This window comes from Levilactobacillus mulengensis (genome assembly GCF_003946045.1).
Lineage (GTDB): Bacteria > Bacillota > Bacilli > Lactobacillales > Lactobacillaceae > Levilactobacillus > Levilactobacillus mulengensis.
This window is the reverse complement of sequence record NZ_RHNW01000003.1, coordinates 53,141-72,219: the sequence shown is the minus strand read 5'-3', so window position 1 is coordinate 72,219 and position 19,079 is coordinate 53,141. Positions and strand designations below refer to the sequence as shown.

Here is a 19,079-nt window from a genome sequence, read left to right as displayed (position 1 = left end):
AAAAAATTTGAAAGAGGTTTTTAATTATGGCTATTGATGTAAGCAACACCCCAGACATGTATAAGATTACTGCTTCTGGGTCATTCACTTTTAACACGAACTGTCGTGTACGGAACACACCTGATATGAGCGACTCCGGCGTTGCTACGTACACTGTAGGGATGTCCGTTAGTTACGATAGTAAGCTCAAAAATGGTAATCACTTATGGTTATCCTACATCGCTGCTAGCGGCACTCGTCGTTACATTCCTTACGCTAACACCGACACCGGCGTTTACTTTGGGACTGATTCTAATTCAGTCAATCCCATTAAGGCCGCTACTAGCGGCTCTGGTTCAACTGGTACAGGTTCTACGACTGGGTCTTTAGGTTCCTTGACGGGCCAAGCCGGTGCCAATGTGGCCGACCAAACTCCTGATGGTACACTTCTTGTTGAGAACGGATCATTTACTTTTGATGAAACAGCTCGTGGGCGAGATGCCACGAACATGACAACTGCCAACAAAGTTGACAGCTTCGCTATTGGTGAAACGGTCTACTACAACGGTAAGATCAAGGCTGACGGTCACTACTGGTTCCGTTACATTCACACCAGTGGCGCCACTTATTACGTTCCATACGCAACGATTGATCCATTCCGGTACTATGGGACTGATTCTAAGCCTGGTGACCCAGTCTACTCGCAAGGTGGTTCAACCGGTGGCAACACGGGCGGTACTACTGGTGATGCCGGTGGTCTGACTCCTGGTCAAACGGTTATTGATTTCGTTAAAGACTTAGGAGCCGTTTCTGGAACTTCCGAGGATAATATTGCAGCTAACAACGAGGCATTTCAAAAGTTATTTACCTTTGCCCACTCATCTGCTGTAACTGTCAATATTCCGGCCGGTGTTTTCAAAATTGGCCGTCCTAATATTGGTTCCAACGTTGATTTTGTTGGTGCTGATGGGGCCACCTTCTTAGGGACAATATCTCAGGTTCAGGATATCAAGACCCATAAAGGAAGCGCTTTTCAATATGATGGTGTATCTAATACCACTTGGACTAACATTATCTTCCGCGGAATTAACGATAATGATCACAACGATGTTTATCGCTTAGTTCATAGCATCCTAGTAAGCCATTATATCAAGTTCACTAAATGCACTTTTGATCAAAACGAAGCCAACGGTGGTCATTCTCTTGACTTAGGTGGTTCGGACCATATTTATGTAAGTGACTCGACATTCATTGGTGTTGGAAAATCTACGTCTTCAATTTCTGAAAAAGATTTTTATAAAGAGGCGATTCAAACCGACTATGACTATGATGGCGGATACAGTGCAAGGCCAAATGATTACGGTTCTCGCCCATTCACTGAACTTCCGACACGAGATGTCTATATTGATGGTTGTCGATTCTTGCCACTCTATACCGATAGTTATGCTACGACACTTGCCAAATATGGGCCTCAACCTGTTGGTACCCATCTTAGCAGAGCCGTTGGTGCTGCAACTACACAAGTACCAAACAATATTCATCTGACTAACTGCTTAATTTTGGACCCTAAACCGGCAAATTTTGGAGGCTACGGCTTTTACGCACCAATTCATTTCCCTAGTGCTGAAAACATCACAATTACTAACAATCAAATTGAGCGTCGAAAGACTCAAGTTTCTCCTAACGTATTTATGTTCTATAACTACAAGAAAGGGACTAAACAGAAGAACAGTGGATTCTACATTCGAAACAACCAGATTTTCAATATGAATCCGCAAATGGTCCACGTTGCTGAACCTGATATTCTCAATGACGTTCACGGATACAATGCAAATGCTGAAAAAGCGCTTAAGTATGCGCCATCATACGCTTTGTTTATGATTGGATCTACTCACACAATGGATGATATTCATGTGGACGGTAATCAAATCTACACGTTAGCAAGTGATGTAAAACCAGCTAATCAAGATGGGAAGACTATTACTGAAAAGGCTAAGGATATCCATTCAAGCTCAAATATGCGAGTCAAGGGCGTCGGTGCAAGTACCTGGACTAATGCCAACCCTGAACGAGCACCGATTGCAAATGGCTTGTCAGGAAACGAGTCTGCCCATGGTCAGTATTCACAGTCTATCTATGGTGTACAACCGAATGGTCAAAAGTTCTTGATTACGACTATCACAGCTAAAAAGAATCTTCCATATAGTTACTCATTGGAGAACTACAATGGATACAGTCCAGCAGTTTCAACCATTACTGTCGGCTATGATTCCGCTGACGGTAATGTATATATGCCTTACCTTTAATTATATCTTTAATAAATAGGTACGCATAAGTAAAACAAAGAAGGGTAAGAAAAACCGCAAATGGTTTTCTTACCCTTTTTTGTTATCTCTTCGCAAGATATAGCTATTGCTTAGTCAGACGTCAGTTTAGTGTACTTATCAGGATATTGGAAAACCGCCAGCACTGCCATACGTCCATCAGCTGTCTTGGTTACAGCAACTCCAATCTTGACGTCAGTAAAGAAGTTCTTTCGCGTCAGTCCTTGTTGACCATAAAAATCAGATGAAGGGTCAAAATAACTGTGCAACGTGTCCCCAACATTTATTTTATTTTGAATCAACAAAGTTGTACTGGCTTTGCCCACACCAAACCCTGATCCATTAATTCTATTTTCTTTTAATAAGTTAAACATTAATTTCGCACTTGGCGTTGAACTATCTGCAGACGGATCACGCAACACAATATCCCTATCGTTTGACTTCTCAGGAACATTTGGAAAAACCTCAGCCTGGGTCCTAAAATGAACTTTGCTGCTCAATAATTGATTTAGAATGTTTTTTGCAATTTGCATAGATTGCGCATCCGGTTTAGCACCACTCCCCAGGTTGATAATAGCATTTTTCGCAATCGTGGTATTCGTACTTACAACTTTCCTTAAATAACCACGCCAAATCCAGCCTTGTAGGGTTCCATCCGCACTTTTAACGTGATAGTAGATGGCACTATGGCCCTTGTACTTTTTATATAATTTCTCATGAGCATCTGTATACCAAGTCACTGTCGGAGTTACATCATTATTACTGTAACGAATCCCTAAGTGTTTTGAATACCGTGCACCCTTAGTAGCCGTGTACATATGCTGCTTCATACTCTTACGCCAAACTAATTTAACCGAATTGGATCTAGCAGCCGAGTATTGACTGTTAGCTGATGCAGTTGTCGTCATAAAACCAAACATCCCTGCAGAAGCTACAAGTGCAATTACACCTTGTGCTAATTTTACTTTATTCATATCCCTAGTCTCCTCTTATGAACGCTACATACTTTAATCCTAGCATTAATCTGCACAAACTAAAGCTATATGCAGAATTAATTTACCCCAATATACCCTTACATCATAAAAAATAGCTACGAGGCAACACTAACTTAATTCTTATTCCTGACGACGGAACTTGTCAACTGTCCCGCCAACTACCAGGACAACCAGTCCCAGTCCCGTCAACCACCGGCCCACGCGTAAGCCCGGTGTACGATACGTCAGGCGAATACGGTGGGTACCTGCTGGCAACCTTGCGCCAACGAAGCCGACGTTGACCTTAGTCGTGGGGGTCGCTTTCCCATCGACCGTTAGATGCCAGCCCGTAGAATACGGAATCGATGTCGTCAGGACACCGGCCTGTTGGGCCTGAGACGTTCCCGTCACGGTATTCTCATGAACTCGCAACTGATGTAGACCCTGGTGCTTCAGCGCCTGCATCCGCTGATCATAGGTCTTGCCAAATGGGACCGCAATTAGCTTGGCCGACTTGAACGTGAGTTGCTTCACGCCTTGGAAGGTCACGCGAATCGTTTGCCGTGGCTGCTTGGTGTAACCCAGATTCAGGAGCACGCGTCGCTGTGGCTGATAATCCGACAAGTTACTTTGCCCCAATTGACGATAGCTGGTGACATTTTGCTTACTACCGACCGTAAGTGTGTAGGCCCCGTCGTTTAGGTTCCAGAGGGCATTCCGTAACCGATTCAGGCGGGCGATCCCCGTGAAGGCACTGTTACGAAAGGCCTGCGTCTTCTGGGTGCCACGATAATTATCAATGACCCCGAATCCCTGTGCCTGGATGCCCCGTAATTCCAAATAAACCTCGGTACCGCGCGTGATTTTCGGCCGCTTCACGGTCAGATCAACCGCAATTGGCTGATTCTGGTTATCACTGGTCAGTTGCCGCAAGCCGTGCGCATTCTTCTTTTGATTGGCCCGCAGAATTTGCCGGTTTTCTCGCGTCAATCGCCGTAAACGGGGCCGGTCCGTTTCAATGCTTACGGAACGGTCGAGGTTATGCTTACGCAACGATGGCTTTTGAATTTGATCCGGCGCCGGATCCAACTGATTATTTTGCTGGCGATACCTGACCACCTTGGCTAGGCTCGTCAGCGCAAGCTGGGAATCGCTGGTTGTCGTGTACTTTACTTCGCGCTGATGACTGTGATAAGTCGTGGTGGGAACGCCCTTGGCGCCACCCGCGACGAGTGCACCGGTAGTTAGCGCCTGCTCGCGGTCACTCCCATTAAGCCGGTTGAACTGACCACTTCGTAGTTGCTTTAGCTGGACGTATGCCAACGGTAAGGCGTTCTTGGACTGGAGCACGGTCGTATCATAGGCGTTACCGAGCCCGTGGACGGGTTGATCACGATACGTGACGCGTTGTCCGTGCTGCGTCGCTGGCTGATAGCCATACGGAAGTGCCTGCATCCCCAGTTGATTGCCGCGGGCAAAGATTGTCCGCACACCCAACAGGTTATTCAGCGTCGTGCGGCTATCTGCCTGGTTAATCGGCTTGTTCATCTGAAATTGCGCATTGCCCAGCGCCTGGCTGAAATCGCCAACCGCCCCATTTTGCACGGAGAAATAGCTCATGATGTCATGGCTCCCCAGGTTCATCCCCAGGTTGGTCTTCGCGTCATCACTATAGTAATAGTATTTACTGGTGGCGCTACGACTGAACCCGGATTGCCGGTTGGTAAACCGTTGGGCCCCGTCGTAGAAGTTCTTTTGAAATTTCGTTGCCACTCCGCGGGTCAACAACTGTTGGCTGGCACCGCCCGAGTTGGGACTGTAATAGCCATACCCATTGGTCACGATATTCAAGCTTAATAACGCCAACAAACTTCCCAGCAACTGACCAGATGACCAATGAAACATGACCCCACAGATCAGTGCCCCCAGCGTGACCAGCAATAGCCCGTACATGGTGAAATCATGAACATGATTGTTGAAAATGAACCCGTTGGCTGCCCACACAACTACTAGTAGGCCTAACACACTAGCAATCATGACCTGTAAGTCTCCACGGGTCAGTGCCGTTACGTGGTCCAGCAAATGCATGGTCGCCAGACCAAACGCCAGATTGCCTAGCAATAACCAGCGTTGCGAGGGCGTCGTGCCACCGTTCATGAGCGCTGGGACTGCCGGGATGAGGAGTCCCGCTGCCAGGAGCAGTAAGCCCACATTTAACCACAGGTACTGCCGGAAATGTCGGAACACGTAGACGATGCCCAGAAAGACCAGGCCGCTCACGCCTAGGCTGACCCAGAAGCGCATCGGGTTCCCGGTCGTCACCAGCGCGTTGGGGAGGCGGAGGTAGTAGTCGAACGGAAATAGCTTGTACCCGTTGGCGAATTGGCCCCCGGCCCGCGTGGATCCTAGCGCCCCTAGCACGGACGGGATAAACAGACTCCCCGCCAACAGAAAGCCCGTCACACCGGCGCCCACCAAACGCCGCACCGTCCGCCACAGGGGCAACGGTCGGAGACTCAGATAGCGTAAGACGGCGTAGACCAGGCTGCCGATAGCTAGTATGTAAGCAAAGTAGAAGTTGCTGACCAACGCCAGGCCCGTGAATACCGCTAATGGCACCCAGGACCGCCCCCGTAAGACGTGGTCGATGCCATACGCCAGCAACGGAAACAGAATCATGGGCAAAAGAAAGAACGGATGCCGAATGCTGACGTACAGGCTATAACCGGTGAAGGTGTAAGCCAAGGTTCCCAGTAGCGCGCTAGTCGGTCGAAAGTCTCGTTGCCGCGCGAAGAATAGAAAGGCCAAGCCACTCGCGTAGAGCCGCAGTAAAATCAGACAATTATACCCGAACTCCAGCGCATGCCGGGGAAAGAGCCCAATTAGGTAGCTAAACGGATCTCCAAGCACGTAATAGGAAAAGGTCGTCACCTTGTCGGCCCCTAGGCCCAGGTCCCAGGACCAGCCGGTGAGGCTTCCCTGATGCAGCCAGGTGTAGAACTTTTCCAATACGGGATAGTGTTGTGCCAGGCCGTCTCCTTCCCAAATAAACGATTTTCCAGTCAAAATAAAAATACCGTACAACAGGCCGGCTAATATGATAAATATCCCCGAATAGTACAGATAGTTCTCCCTTGAACGTTTCATCTTGTTTATCCCCTTATATGTAAAACCAACTGCAGGGTTCTCCGCACTCTGCAAGGTGCTCTTTCCTTCACTATAGGAGTTACCTTCATCTCACACAAGAAGATAGCGCAACTTTTAACAAAGAATTATCCCATGTAATCCTATTGCCACAATTCGTTAACACTTGTAATCTATGTATATCCGAAATTATTAGCGGCAGCTATTAAGAGTCAGAACTCGTTTCAAATATTAGGCTAATAAGCGTTAGCACAACAAAAAGGAGTTTCTAATCTTGACGATTAGAAACTCCTTTTTGTGCGTCTTGCTATTCTCATAACTATCTTACAAAATTAATCACGAACCACTAGTTTTGCATACTTATCTGGGAAGCGTGCAATCGCAAACATTGCCTTTCTAGCCGATATTCTACGTCTCCGCTACATTAATGCGTACACGGTCCCCAAGACATGTTCCAAGCTCCTAATCTCCGAAAGGACCTTTGATCGATACCAAAATGACGCCTTATTTGCTTTCGCCCTGGCTTGCCCTTTCAATTTAATTGTTTATATCAACCATAAAATGTAGTATCCTTATACCCTATGTTAATATATTCGATTAATCTAATCTTCTCCTCTTGAACAGCCAGGAAGGCGTTATTTAGGGCTGAGGCAACAACCAATCGACAACGATTGGTCTTGCCTGAAGCCCCAAATTATTATACCTGTCACTTCAAAAAAATGGCCGATTATTGGCGTTTTCTCCCCTGAGTTCAGGATTACTATTTAAGTAAGATTTCAGGTCACAACAGCCTCTCTAATAAACCGCGGCCTCTTCTGAAACCTTATATCTTATTTTAAAGGGAAGTCTCACGTCATGCATATCCTCATTAACATTACACCCGAGGCCCAATTAAGCTGGCCTCATCTAACAACATTAATTGAAGAAATTAAATCACAGCGCTTTAAAAATCTATCATTAAATCTACAACTACCTTTAACACAGCATTTATCGATTGAGCAACGCGTAACGGCTTCAAACTGGTCATTGTCCGTAAACCAGCCACCCTTAATTTCCGCTGACTATCTCATTAACCTGCGAGAAACCGATCACTTACTACCGGGGGCCCTCCTACAGTGGCACAGTTTGGCAGCCCTTCATCCCCAAGCTATTATCAGCCTTGCCAGTTTTGACAATAGCCATTCACCATCCGATCAAATCCATGATTATCTTAATCATCATCAAGCAAACAGCCTACAAACGACTTTTTCAGCCTTAGCAGGCCCAGTAACCTCATCAACTGTTTTGTGGAGTTTACAAAAGTACACAATTTTGCCTGATCTCCCCAGCTCCCATCAATTAGCCCAACAGCTCCAACCTACTGGTGTTCTCCTACCCGTAAGTTTACTCCAATCTGAATACCCTTTAGTCTCACTGAACCAGACGCTGTCTGCGTTTCAGTCCGCCGCTGAAGTTGTCCGGCTATGTGTCCCAACATTTATAACGCAATCTTGGGCTGCCACAACACCGCTAGCCTGGCTAGAACAACTGCAAACTGTTGATGTCACGGGATTAGATACCGCTTGGCAACCACTTTTTACTCACTACCTGCAGCATCAATTAACCTTAATCCTGGCAACTACCACCACCCACCGGCTGACACCTGCAGAGCATATTCGTCTCCTACAACAAGTTCAGCAATTAACAAGCAAACCAGTCCATCCTTGGACACGGCTGGCTCTACTCCAACACATCTCGCCACAACTGGCCCATCTATTGTTCCACTAAGGAGAAGATCACCTATGAAATTCAGTTTAATTACGCCAGTAAAGGCCGAAGAGCTTCCCCAACTTCTAGCACTCAAACGGAATCTATCCCAGCAAACCATGCAGGATTTCGAATGGCTAGTCGCGACCGATCTAACCTTGGATTTGCAAAGTCCTACTTGGCAGACGCCGTTTCCGATTCGTTTGATCCAACCAACCGTCTCAACCATCGGCGCGGCACGTAATGCTGCTATTGCGAGTGCCAAGGGTGACTGGCTTGTGTTCATGGACAGTGATGACTACTTATTACCGGAGGCACTAGCCCACTTGGCTGGTACTAACGCCTTAACTCCCACTGTCATGGCTGACTTGCATCAATACCCGACCTATGAACCACACACTGCCTTTATCAACACCCTTTCCCAAACAATCGCGCGGGATAGCTTACCCAAAGGCACAGGTTCTAAACGCAAGAAGGTCACCTATCGTCCACTCGATTTACCCGCAAACCTAACTACCGAAACGCCAAATGATTTACCAATTAAGGCACAGAACTGGTTGAATTATAAATATCGGCTCTATCAAAACACCACTCGCTGGGATAATTTCAAGCGTCAACTGTCAATTGCTGGTAAGGTCATCAATCGCGAACTCGTTCAGCAAACTAAGATTCAATTTGATGCGACGAACCCCTTGTACCCGGATAGTCTTTTCCTCACACAAGTCATGGCCCACACATCGGCTTATCTTCAATTGGCTAATCCGACCTATATTCGTGTCAGACACAACGATCCAATCAATGCGCCTTCTGTACACCAATTACCTACATCTAGCCGTTGGCATGATCGACTAGCTTCCTGGCAACTTAGTCTAGACCAACTTTCTGCTGGTGATTTGCGCGATGCCTTCGTCGCTTATACACTAAACCGGCTGCATCGCTACTTGTATAAGTCCCTGTCCACCAACACCGACGATACCGTTGCTGACCCCCAGGATTTAGCCGTACAACTTCAGCGATATCTTCAATCAATTGATACGCCGAGCAGCTTTCAAGCTATGCCGCTATTAAGTCGAAAAATTTTGCGTCACTTTCAACTGCATGGCACCATCCCCCAGCGACAGATTAATACGATTGTACGGCTTCGTCAGTTGCGCCGAGTCATCAAGCATCACGGACGCGGCGTGACGCGCTTGGCCTATGACTGGTGGTTCACGAAACTACCCGTTAAGCCCAAAACGATTCTTTACGAGTCCTTTCTCGGCCGCAACTTTTCGGACAGTCCCAAGGCTATTTATCAGTATCTGCAAGCAAACTATCCCGGTAAATTCAAACACATCTGGGTTATGGCCGACCACACAGATACTGGCCCCCGTAATCAGTCTGACACCAAGGTGGTTAAGCGCTTTGGCTGGCGCTACATGTACTACTTGGCCACCGCCAAGTATCAAGTTATCAATATGCGACAACCAAAGTGGTTTATCAAACGACCCGGAACAAAATTTCTCGCCACCTGGCATGGCACACCTTTAAAGCACTTGGTTTTTGACATGGATAACGTTGCTAGTGCTAATCCACACTACAAGGAAATCTTCTATCAGCAATCTCGCCAATGGGACTACCTGATCACCGCCAACCAATTTTCTGTGAATGTCTTCGAACACGCCTTTATGTATCCGACGCAAAAAATGTTATCAACCGGCTACCCACGCAATGATATTCTCAGCGCCCCAGACAAGGCCAGCCAAGCGAATAACATCAAGCAAAAGCTGGGGATTTCTCTAGATAAAAAGGTTATCCTGTACGCACCGACCTGGCGCGATGATGATTACTATAGTGTTGGTAATTACAAATTCACTTTGAAGCTCGACATTCCTCGATTAAAAAGAGAATTAGGTCAAGATTATGTTCTTGTGCTCAGAACCCACTACTTTATTACTGATCACCTTGATACAACCGGCTTTGGCGACTTTGTTTACAACGAGTCCAGCTACGATGACATTAGCGAGTTATATCTGATCTCCGATGTCCTCATTACTGACTACTCCAGCGTTTTCTTTGATTACGCTATTCTAAAACGACCAATTCTCTACTTTGTTTACGACTACGAAAAGTACCGTAGCGTTTTACGTGGCTTCTACCTCAACATGGAAACGGACCTGCCAGGCCCCCTGCTAAAAACGAATGACGAGGTCCTTGGTGCCTTACACAATCTGCCTGCTGTTGAAAGGCAATACCGTGACGCCTACCAGCAGTTCAGCAAGCGGTTCAATGCTTGGGAAGACGGTCATGCCACCCAGCGTGTCGTCAACACCTTCTTTGATTTAAAGTAACGTTGACACCTTTCCAAATACTGCTAAAACAGGCCTGAAGACTTCCGCTCAGGCCTGTTTTGCTACTCAAATTACGAACAACAAACTTTCTTCACCCATCGCCCACTGAACCTGCTAAGCTAATGGCCAAGAAGTCATTGAAACTATGGGGGTGAGCGAATGTCCTACCTTTACCTAGGCACCGCAATTATCGGAGAACTCATTGGCACCAATTTACTCAAGGCAGCGGCCGGCTTCACCCGTTTTTGGCCGTCGGTGGGCGCACTGCTGGCGTATGGCATTTGCTTTTTCTTCCTATCCTTAGCCATGAAAAGCATCGACCTAAACGTCGCCTACGCCATCTGGGCCGGCATCGGGATCGTCATCACCACTGTGCTTGCCGTCATCCTCTGGCACGAGCCCATCAACTTTGCCAGTGTTCTCGGAATTATCCTGGTTGTAGTTGGCGTCGTTGTGCTCAATCTTTACGGCCCCAGCCACTGAGCTGGTAGGCTGTGATGCGCGCCAACTGCTCGACTCTGGGCGGCAGCCACCTGCACGAAATTGGTTTTATCATAAGTATATTTATAAGGTGAATTAATGGCTATTACGCCGTGGGCAAGCGTATACTGATTCTACGTTGTGTTTCTGACAGCGTCTCATGTCACGAGTTCGCCCCGTGGCCATCTACGAATTGGAGGCTTCATTATGACAAAAACGGTCGTCATCTTAGGTGCAGGTTCAGGGTTTGGCTTTGCCATCGCGCAGGCGTTTGGGCAACAGGGGAAACACGTGGTCCTGGCTGCGCGCCACGAGGAGGCGCTCCAACACATGACCGCTCAGCTACGCGCCGCCGACATCAGTGCCGACTGGCTGGTAGCCGATGCCGCCAATTCACAATCGACCGCCGACCTCTTTCGGCAGGTCGTCCAACACTTTGGCATCCCCGAAACCTTCGTCTACAACGTGGCCGATACCCAGCTGGACCGGCCGCGGGACACACCCGCAACCCACATCGCCCAGGCCTTTGACGTGAACGTGCTTGGCGCGATTCGCACGACGCGGCAGTTTCTGGACTTAGCCGACACCGATATTCCTCGCAACATTTTGATTACCGGGGGTGGCGCGGCGCTGAACCCGGTCAAGGCGACTACCACGCTGTCCCTGACCAAGGCCGCCCTGCGTAGTTATGCTTATTCCCTGGCCGACGAACTGGCTGACACGGCCGTTTACGTGGGCCTCATCACCATCCAGGGAATCTCCGGGACCAGTGACGCCATGCAACCGGCCAACGTGGCGACGGCCTATCTTCAGGCCGCGGCCGACCGGAACCAGACCGAACTGCGTTATCCCGCGGGAGAACAAAGCGAATCTGAATTTTCAGCACTCAAAGCGGTCATGAACGATCCCGACCGCCTTCAAACCTTTCTCCAGGAGCATCCCGGCGTTAACGCCTTTCTTCAGCAGCATTCGGAATTTCTAACAGACTAACTCCATAATCATTCGAGCAACTGTGGCTAACCTGCCGCGGTTGCTCGTTTTTTTCAATCCGCATTGTCCCGAATGTTCTGAGACTTGATAAGGTCACCTACCGAACTGTGTGCTCCTACGCGCCGACCGGGTTGCCAGCGCCACTACTCTCCACCAAACATATTATTTGTGAAAATAATCACATTAACAATCAAAACGCGGTATAACAGAGTTGAGGGATAACCTCTACACCACAGAAAATTACCTAACCAGTTAATTACCTACTGGGTCCGGTGCGAGTCATCACCTCGGCATCATTTTGGGGTCAAGTCAGTTTTTCTTGACGATGTTGAAGGGAGTCTTATTGTTATGTCCAAGAGTTCAGTTGCTTTGAAACACTATCAAATGTATATCAACGGTGAGTTTAAGGATTCGTCATCCGGCAATCTGATCACCGTGTTAAATCCAGCCACCGGGGAACCCATTTCCACGGTTCCCAGTGCGACCTTAGACGAATGCCGGGAAGCTATCGACGCCGCCTATGAAGCGCAAAAGTCCTGGAAGAAGGTGCCCGCCGCAACCCGGGGCCAGTACCTGCACGACGTCGCGACTGAAATTCGCCAGGACGCCGACCACCTGATTGCCATGCTCCAAGAGGAACAGGGCAAGATCAAGTCGTTAGCCACCACGGAAATTCTGTTCTCCGCCGACTACTTCGACTATATGGCCAGCGCATCACGGACCTACGAAGGCGAGATCCTGCAGTCCGACAACGCCAACGAAAATATCATGATCGCCAAGCAACCTATCGGGGTGGCCGCTGGTATCTTACCTTGGAACTTCCCATTCTTCCTGATTGCGCGGAAGATGGGGCCAGCCTTGGTTACCGGGAACACCATTGTCATGAAGCCAAGTACCGATACGCCTAACTTAGGCTTGGAATTTGCCAAGATCGTTGAAAAGGTCGGGATTCCTAAGGGTGTTGTCAACATCATCACCGGTCCCGGCTCGGTCATTGGCGACGAAATGTCCCGGAACAAGAAGGTTGGCATCATCAGTTTGACCGGGTCCGTGAACTCCGGGAAGCGCGTCATGGAGGCCGCCGCCACCCACATGGCCAAGGTTTCCTTGGAATTAGGTGGCAAGGCGCCCGCTATCGTCTGCAAGGACGCCGACATCGACCTCGCCGTGCAATCCATCATCGACTCCCGGGTCGACAACAACGGCCAGCTCTGCAACAACTGTGAACGGGTCTACGTGCAAGAGGACGTTGCGGCTGAATTTACCCAGAAATTGGCCAACAAGATGGCCGCCGTTACCGTGGGCGATCCCATGAAGAACGAAGACATCGGCATGGGTCCCCTGATCAACCAAGGCGCCCTCGACAAGGTTGCTGGCATGGTCGACCGGGCCGTTGCAGCTGGTGGCAAGCTAGAAACTGGTGGGCACAAGGTTAAAATCGCTAACGGCTTCTACTACGAACCAACCGTCATTACCAACGTCAAGCAGGACTCTGAAATCGTGCAAGACGAAATCTTTGGTCCCGTTCTGCCAGTCTTGACCTTTAAGACCTTGGACGACGCCATCGACATGGCTAACGACAGTGACTTCGGCCTGACCTCTTCCATCTTTACCGAAAACATCGAGAACGCCATGCGGGCAGCTAACGAGCTCGAAGACGGCGAAACCTATATCAACCGCTTCAACTTCGAAGCCATGAACGGCTCTCACTCCGGCTGGAAGGAATCCGGGATCGGCGGCGACGACGGGAAGCACGGGATCGAAGAGTTCCTGAACACCCACGTCATCTACCTGCAGGGTCACCCAGAAAAGACGCAAGCTTAAGCTAACCATGAAAGAAGATAATTCCCTTTCGAATTATCTTTTTTCTGTGATTGTGAATAAAGCGTTACCATTTTTCAAATCTGTGGTCAGTCCCGTTTCAGGACCGTGACCGCAGTCCTAGCAAGCAGTTGTTAGGCTTAACCTAAAAGTGACGTTTTCATGAAAGCGCTTGCTTTTCGGGCTCATTGTGACATAATTATCAAGTGTAAATAACTTTTAAAACGAGGTGCCAATTATGAAGATTCAAGCTGCAGTTGTTGATAAGCAAAATGCTGATTTTGAAATTCGTGATGACGTTGAACTGGCTGACATGGGTGCGGACGATATCCAAGTTCACATGGTTGCCAGTGGGATCTGCCACTCCGACGAAGCTTTACGTACCGGGGTCGCCACCATTGACTACCCCATCGTCTTGGGCCACGAAGGTTCCGGGATTGTTGAAAAGGTTGGGCCAGAAGTTACCCAGTTCAAGCCCGGCGACCACGTTGTTCTAAGTTTCTACGGTTGTGGGAACTGCAAGAGCTGCCTGGCTGGAATGCCAACGCAGTGTGAAAACTACGCCGCGAACAACCTGTCTGGGGTTCGTCCTGACGGGACCGCGCACTTCACTGAAAATGGCCACGATGTCGCTGACATGTTCGACCAAAGTTCCTTCACTTCGACCACGGTCGTTCGGGAACGGAACGCCGTTAAGGTCGACAAGGACCTGGACTTACGGAAGCTCGGACCGCTGGGCTGTGGCTACGTCACCGGTTCTGGGACTGTCCTCAACACCTTGAAGCCAAAGCCTGGCGACACCATCGCAGTCTTTGGGACTGGGGCCGTTGGGTTGGCTGCTATGATGGCTGGCCGGATCTCTGGTTGCACCAAAGTTATTGCCATTGACATCGTCGATTCTCGTTTGGAATTAGCCAAGGAACTCGGCGCCACCGACGTCATCAACAGCAAGAAGGTTGACGACGTGGTCAAGGCGGTTCAAGACTTGACTGGCGGCTTCGGTGTCAACTACGCGGTCGACACGACCGGTGTTTCCAGCGTCATCTCCAACTCCATCCAAGCTTTAGCACAAGGTGGGGTCTCCGCTGCCATCGCCGTTACCGACCAACACATCGACCTCGACACTTGGAACGACCTCTGTGTCAACGACAAGAGCGTCATCGGTGTTAACATGGGCGACTCCGTTCCACAGATCGACATCCCTCGTTTGATTGAATTCTACAAGCTGGGCATGTTCGACTTCGACAAGACTGAAAAATTCTACAAGTTCAGTCAAATCAACGAAGCCAACGCTGATTCCGTTTCCGGGAAGACCATCAAGCCAGTTCTGGTCATTGATGACAGCTACGTTCCTGGGAAGTAAGCCATTTTAAATTTTGTTAATAAAACCGGGCTATCCTGTGAGGTAGTCCGATTTTTTTACGTTCTATTAAGTTAGTGACAGTGTCAGCCTATTTTGAAAGTAACGTGTTTAAAGCAGCTACAACATCCCCGCGCCCAAGGTCAAATCCCAGGTCTGCCCTAAAGCGTTGCTTAAAATCCTTATCCGTTTCCGATTCTACGATTGTGATAAATGATCTTAAGTCATTTTGACAAGCAACCGGTACAGATGCTATTTTAAAAGACTCTTCACGGCTCAACAAATCACATAGACGACAGACATCTTTAAAGTGCTTACTCTTATCCGCTCGGTGACTAATCTTTTTGCCTTCACTTAATCGCTGAACAATATCAAGATGCGCCTTAGCCTTAAAAAAGATCAGCCCTGGAATACTTAGCACCGACACATCCCCTACAAGCTCTTGACAATTCTTGAGTAATTGGTAGTAATTATCATCTAAAACGATTGCAGACAAGCTGGGCCCCTCCTCATAGTGTAAAGGCGTCGTTTCTGTTGGCAAATCGAGTTGATACTTTAATGGAATTCTTGAAAACAATTCAATCTGTTTCGGCACATCGTCATTACCCGTCTGGGGGTTCAATTTATACCGATAGTAGACTTTTTGCTTATTGGTATCGGTACCCGTCTCGCATACAAAATAATGATTTTCTAAAATAAACGCTCTAAAATGTTTAGCGAAGTCATCCGTTGTACTTTCAAAGATAACCACCATGTCGTAATCTTGGGTTGCTCGAAAATCCTGTTGATCTTGTTCTAGCCAGAAAGCCGCGGCGTTTCCACCAATAATCACATAACAATCCGTGTATTCTCTAAAGTACGTAAAAAACTTATCAAACTTCATTAGCTACTCCCTACTCCAAATCTGATCAACTAATTCCGCTGCTTCGCCTTGTGTTCGTTCATCTGAATCATTTCTAAACATTGTAAATAAATGAATGGGATCTACCACGTCCTTAGGGTAATCTGCACCTAATCTGAAGAGCCAATTGAAGCCATTGAGATCATACCTAGATATCTGTAGCACACAAACGGGTGTCACCGAAGGGCTCACTTTGTCCGCCCAACAATCCAGTAAGTTGCGTTCTGAACGACTAACCACCAACGTCTTTAGCTTTGTGTCATCACCAATCATTGTGACCTTAGCCAATCCAGTAATTCCGGTATATAAAGCATCAATCTCTGATACTTCTTCTGGGTAAAAATTCAAGCGTACGCTACCAGAATTCTGAATCGGTGAAATCAAAAATTGTTTGATATTATTAAAGAAGCTCCGACTATTAAACCTACATGAATATACACGGTTCTTGGTTTCACCACTAAACTTCAACAATCCACGCTTAACTAATTGGCTAGCCGCACGATTAAAGGTTACGCGATTCTTGATACCTACTCTTTCGCCAATGGCGCTTACAAAACGCTGCCCCCCAGTCATTAGAAAAAGATCACCATCGTGCTTGAACGGAACCATCTCAGATAAATTCTCTGCATCTTGACGTCGCTCAAGGACTAGCTGAGCAAAAAGAACCGTTAGTGCCAATCGTTGCTCTGCTGAAGCAAACTTCTCATCCGGAATTTTTCCAGATGAAACAGCTAACCTTGGATGCAAGCGCAACCCTAAAAACGGTAAGAATGTTTCGCCATCAGCCGTTATAAAGGGAATCGCATTCTGCAGATATGTTCGGCGTTCCCGCGTTGATAACTGTGCTATACACAAAATTACGGGTCTATTGGGATTCATTTGTTTGAGCCGCGACATGAATGCAAGTGGTCGTAATACCCTGTCACCATCATAAGCAACGAAAAAAACTAGCTGATCAAGTACTTCCCCCAAAGCCGCCCTAGTATTTTTCTGATCAGACCGATTCAGTGGCAGGTTAGCCGATGAAATTTCTTCCCCAGCTGCCATTGATACGCCAATTTCCTGACTAATACGCATAATCTGTTCATTTAGCGGTTCCACTGTGTATCATCCTCCTCACCCAGAATTGTAACATGTTTTTCTGGATTGTAACACTAACATGTTACAATCATTTTTAAAACTGTTACAATCGTCTATAATTCTTGTTATATCAGCATTTAGACAACCTTTCCTGATGCCTAGTTGTCAAAACAGTGGCAACTATTTTAGCCACGATACGTCTGTCGAACTATTTACTCACATTTAAAGGTTTGTCCCCTTAATTAGTGGTAAGCTTAGTTTAAAGTCGATCCACGGGGAGCACACATGATGTTGAAAAAATGGTTGAGTCTGTTAGGAATTTTTATCGTGATTGGATTTGTTGGTGGCGGTGCATTTAGTCGGTCGCAACCGGCCACCCAAAATGACCAAGGAAAACTACCCAAAAATTACGGAAAAGTGGTCGTGCACTACGTCTACGGGAAAAAGGGCCATCCCGCGAATGACCTGTGGAGCAGTCAGACGTTGACGGGGCGGATTGGCACGCACTACCAGACCAAGGCCGAGGACCTCTTGAATCAGGAAGGCTACATGGTTCTCGCCGGCCACTCGAAGAACACCGCCGGAACGTTCAAGCGCCACGTGACCCACGTCACCTACACCTATTGGGACTATTCTGAAATCGAACACGAATTTAAGCACGGCGCCGACCTCATGCTGGACGTCACAGCTGACCACCGCATCGGGTTGTTTGACCGGAATCTGCAGGATTGCGTGGAGGTCGTGATGGAACGGCCTAACTTTGCCAAACCGTACTACGACGTCACCTTCTCCACGCGCAACGATACGAATCACGGCTCTGGTCTGAAATCCTACCGTTACCGCTTCGGGACCACCACTCGCTTCAAGGATCCACGAAATGGCAACATCTACACCACCACCCTGACCCCCAAGGGCGGTATCACCTTCAAGGCTGTGGCGACCAAACATTCTACGATGAATGAATTGGTGATTGTCAACGACCGGGGGAAATTGGTGACCGCTAAGATTAACCGTTAATCCCATTTGAATATAAAAATCGGACCCGCCATTGTATGGGGTCCGATTTTTCGTCATCATCAAACAACTAACTGCCGTTAATCAAAGTCTTCTGTGCCTACATCTGTATGCCAGTTTAATTCGGGCGTACTGAGATTACCATAGTCTTTTTCCTGTCTGGTGACTACCGTCCAAAAATCATCAGCTTCTACGCGCCCCACAATAACTTCCCCATTTTCACAAATCTTAAACTTCAATTGATCCTGTTGCTTTAGTTGTGGCGCCTCACGAATCACTTTAGGAATCGTAATCTGATTCTTAGTTGTCATCTTAACCGTCGCCGATTCCTGTGACTTCTTCCCCATCATCTAAACATCCCCTTAGCTTCTCTAGCCAGAGTATACCAAGGGACCGTGTACTAGGCGAGCATCAAGACTCTGTCCCCGCAATTTCCTGTAAAAGCCGCTGGCACTGCTCCGCCACCGTGCTGCTCTCATCAAAACAAACGGCTTCACTCCCCAGTAAATCCCGCCCCAGCCACCACTGCGTTAGCTGTGCCCGACTAAACGATCGAGCCTTAGTCTGGTTGCGTTTCACCGTTGTCGCAAAGGTCACGTCAAAATAACCGATTACCATGGCAGACCCCCACGCCTGCTTGAGGTCCCGCAGAAATTCACCATACACCGAACGTTTCAGGATGCCTTCTAAAATAATCACGGCGAATCCCTGTGCGCGTCCCCAGGCAATCAGCTCGGCTATGACCGCGATGGCCGGCGTCCCTGCCGTATCCGGGGCGTGCAAAATTTTACGTCGGACCACATCTTGACTGATCAACAGGGCTGTCGACCCCAGAACGCGCTGTAACTGCCGCGCTGTCGTCGTTTTACCGGACCCAGAATTGCCACGTAACACTATCAATCTGGTCACACGTTCCGCCCCTTTCGGCTTAGTTTT

Annotated in this window: 14 protein-coding genes; 8 read left to right on the top strand and 6 right to left on the bottom strand. The window is 48.1% G+C overall.

Annotated elements, in window-relative coordinates:
• Positions 1-26 precede the first annotated feature (26 nt).
• Positions 27-2,285, top strand: a complete 2,259-nt coding sequence (locus tag EKM84_RS04220) for an SH3 domain-containing protein (RefSeq protein WP_125764003.1) — start codon at positions 27-29, stop codon at positions 2,283-2,285.
• A gap of 110 nt (positions 2,286-2,395) precedes the next feature.
• On the opposite strand, the gene EKM84_RS14300 is transcribed toward EKM84_RS04220, so the two are convergent.
• Complete coding sequence (locus EKM84_RS14300; RefSeq protein ID WP_225418138.1) at positions 2,396-3,277, bottom strand: hypothetical protein; 882 nt, start codon at positions 3,275-3,277, stop codon at positions 2,396-2,398.
• A 141-nt stretch (positions 3,278-3,418) separates the two neighbouring features.
• Complete coding sequence (locus tag EKM84_RS04210) at positions 3,419-6,424, bottom strand: YfhO family protein (protein ID WP_125764001.1); 3,006 nt, start codon at positions 6,422-6,424, stop codon at positions 3,419-3,421.
• An 852-nt stretch (positions 6,425-7,276) separates the two neighbouring features.
• On the opposite strand from EKM84_RS04210, the gene EKM84_RS04205 reads away from it, so the two are divergent.
• The 6 genes from EKM84_RS04205 (at position 7,277) to EKM84_RS04180 (ending at position 15,151) form a co-directional block, all read left to right on the top strand.
• Positions 7,277-8,188, top strand: coding sequence for a hypothetical protein (locus EKM84_RS04205; RefSeq protein ID WP_125763999.1), 912 nt, complete (start codon positions 7,277-7,279; stop codon positions 8,186-8,188).
• Between the two features lie 14 nt (positions 8,189-8,202).
• Positions 8,203-10,497: a CDP-glycerol:glycerophosphate glycerophosphotransferase gene (locus EKM84_RS04200; protein WP_125763997.1), complete on the top strand. Its 2,295-nt coding sequence runs from the start codon at positions 8,203-8,205 to the stop codon at positions 10,495-10,497.
• Between the two features lie 159 nt (positions 10,498-10,656).
• Positions 10,657-10,980, top strand: coding sequence for a DMT family transporter (locus tag EKM84_RS04195; protein ID WP_125763995.1), 324 nt, complete (start codon positions 10,657-10,659; stop codon positions 10,978-10,980).
• A 204-nt stretch (positions 10,981-11,184) separates the two neighbouring features.
• Entirely contained in the window at positions 11,185-11,967 is a 783-nt protein-coding gene (locus tag EKM84_RS04190; protein ID WP_125763993.1) for an SDR family NAD(P)-dependent oxidoreductase, read from the top strand.
• Between the two features lie 348 nt (positions 11,968-12,315).
• Positions 12,316-13,791, top strand: coding sequence for an aldehyde dehydrogenase (gene aldA, locus EKM84_RS04185; protein ID WP_125763991.1), 1,476 nt, complete (start codon positions 12,316-12,318; stop codon positions 13,789-13,791).
• 235 nt (positions 13,792-14,026) lie between these two features.
• Entirely contained in the window at positions 14,027-15,151 is a 1,125-nt protein-coding gene (locus tag EKM84_RS04180; RefSeq protein WP_125763989.1) for an NAD(P)-dependent alcohol dehydrogenase, read from the top strand.
• Positions 15,152-15,239: 88 nt separating this feature from the next.
• Here the strand turns inward: EKM84_RS04180 and EKM84_RS04175 are convergent, their stop codons facing one another.
• Together EKM84_RS04175 and EKM84_RS04170 are read right to left on the bottom strand one after the other, a co-directional pair.
• Positions 15,240-16,031: a hypothetical protein gene (locus EKM84_RS04175; protein ID WP_125763987.1), complete on the bottom strand. Its 792-nt coding sequence runs from the start codon at positions 16,029-16,031 to the stop codon at positions 15,240-15,242.
• A gap of 3 nt (positions 16,032-16,034) precedes the next feature.
• Positions 16,035-17,150, bottom strand: coding sequence for a hypothetical protein (locus EKM84_RS04170; protein ID WP_125763986.1), 1,116 nt, complete (start codon positions 17,148-17,150; stop codon positions 16,035-16,037).
• Positions 17,151-17,414: 264 nt separating this feature from the next.
• On the opposite strand from EKM84_RS04170, the gene EKM84_RS04165 reads away from it, so the two are divergent.
• Complete coding sequence (locus EKM84_RS04165; RefSeq protein ID WP_225418137.1) at positions 17,415-18,146, top strand: MucBP domain-containing protein; 732 nt, start codon at positions 17,415-17,417, stop codon at positions 18,144-18,146.
• 77 nt (positions 18,147-18,223) lie between these two features.
• Here EKM84_RS04165 and EKM84_RS04160 read toward each other — a convergent pair whose 3' ends face one another.
• Positions 18,224-18,490: a type II toxin-antitoxin system PrlF family antitoxin gene (locus tag EKM84_RS04160; protein ID WP_164511305.1), complete on the bottom strand. Its 267-nt coding sequence runs from the start codon at positions 18,488-18,490 to the stop codon at positions 18,224-18,226.
• A gap of 64 nt (positions 18,491-18,554) precedes the next feature.
• A complete protein-coding gene (locus EKM84_RS04155; RefSeq protein ID WP_164511304.1) occupies positions 18,555-19,052 on the bottom strand; it encodes an AAA family ATPase in 498 nt (165 codons plus the stop codon).
• Positions 19,053-19,079: the final 27 nt, after the last annotated feature.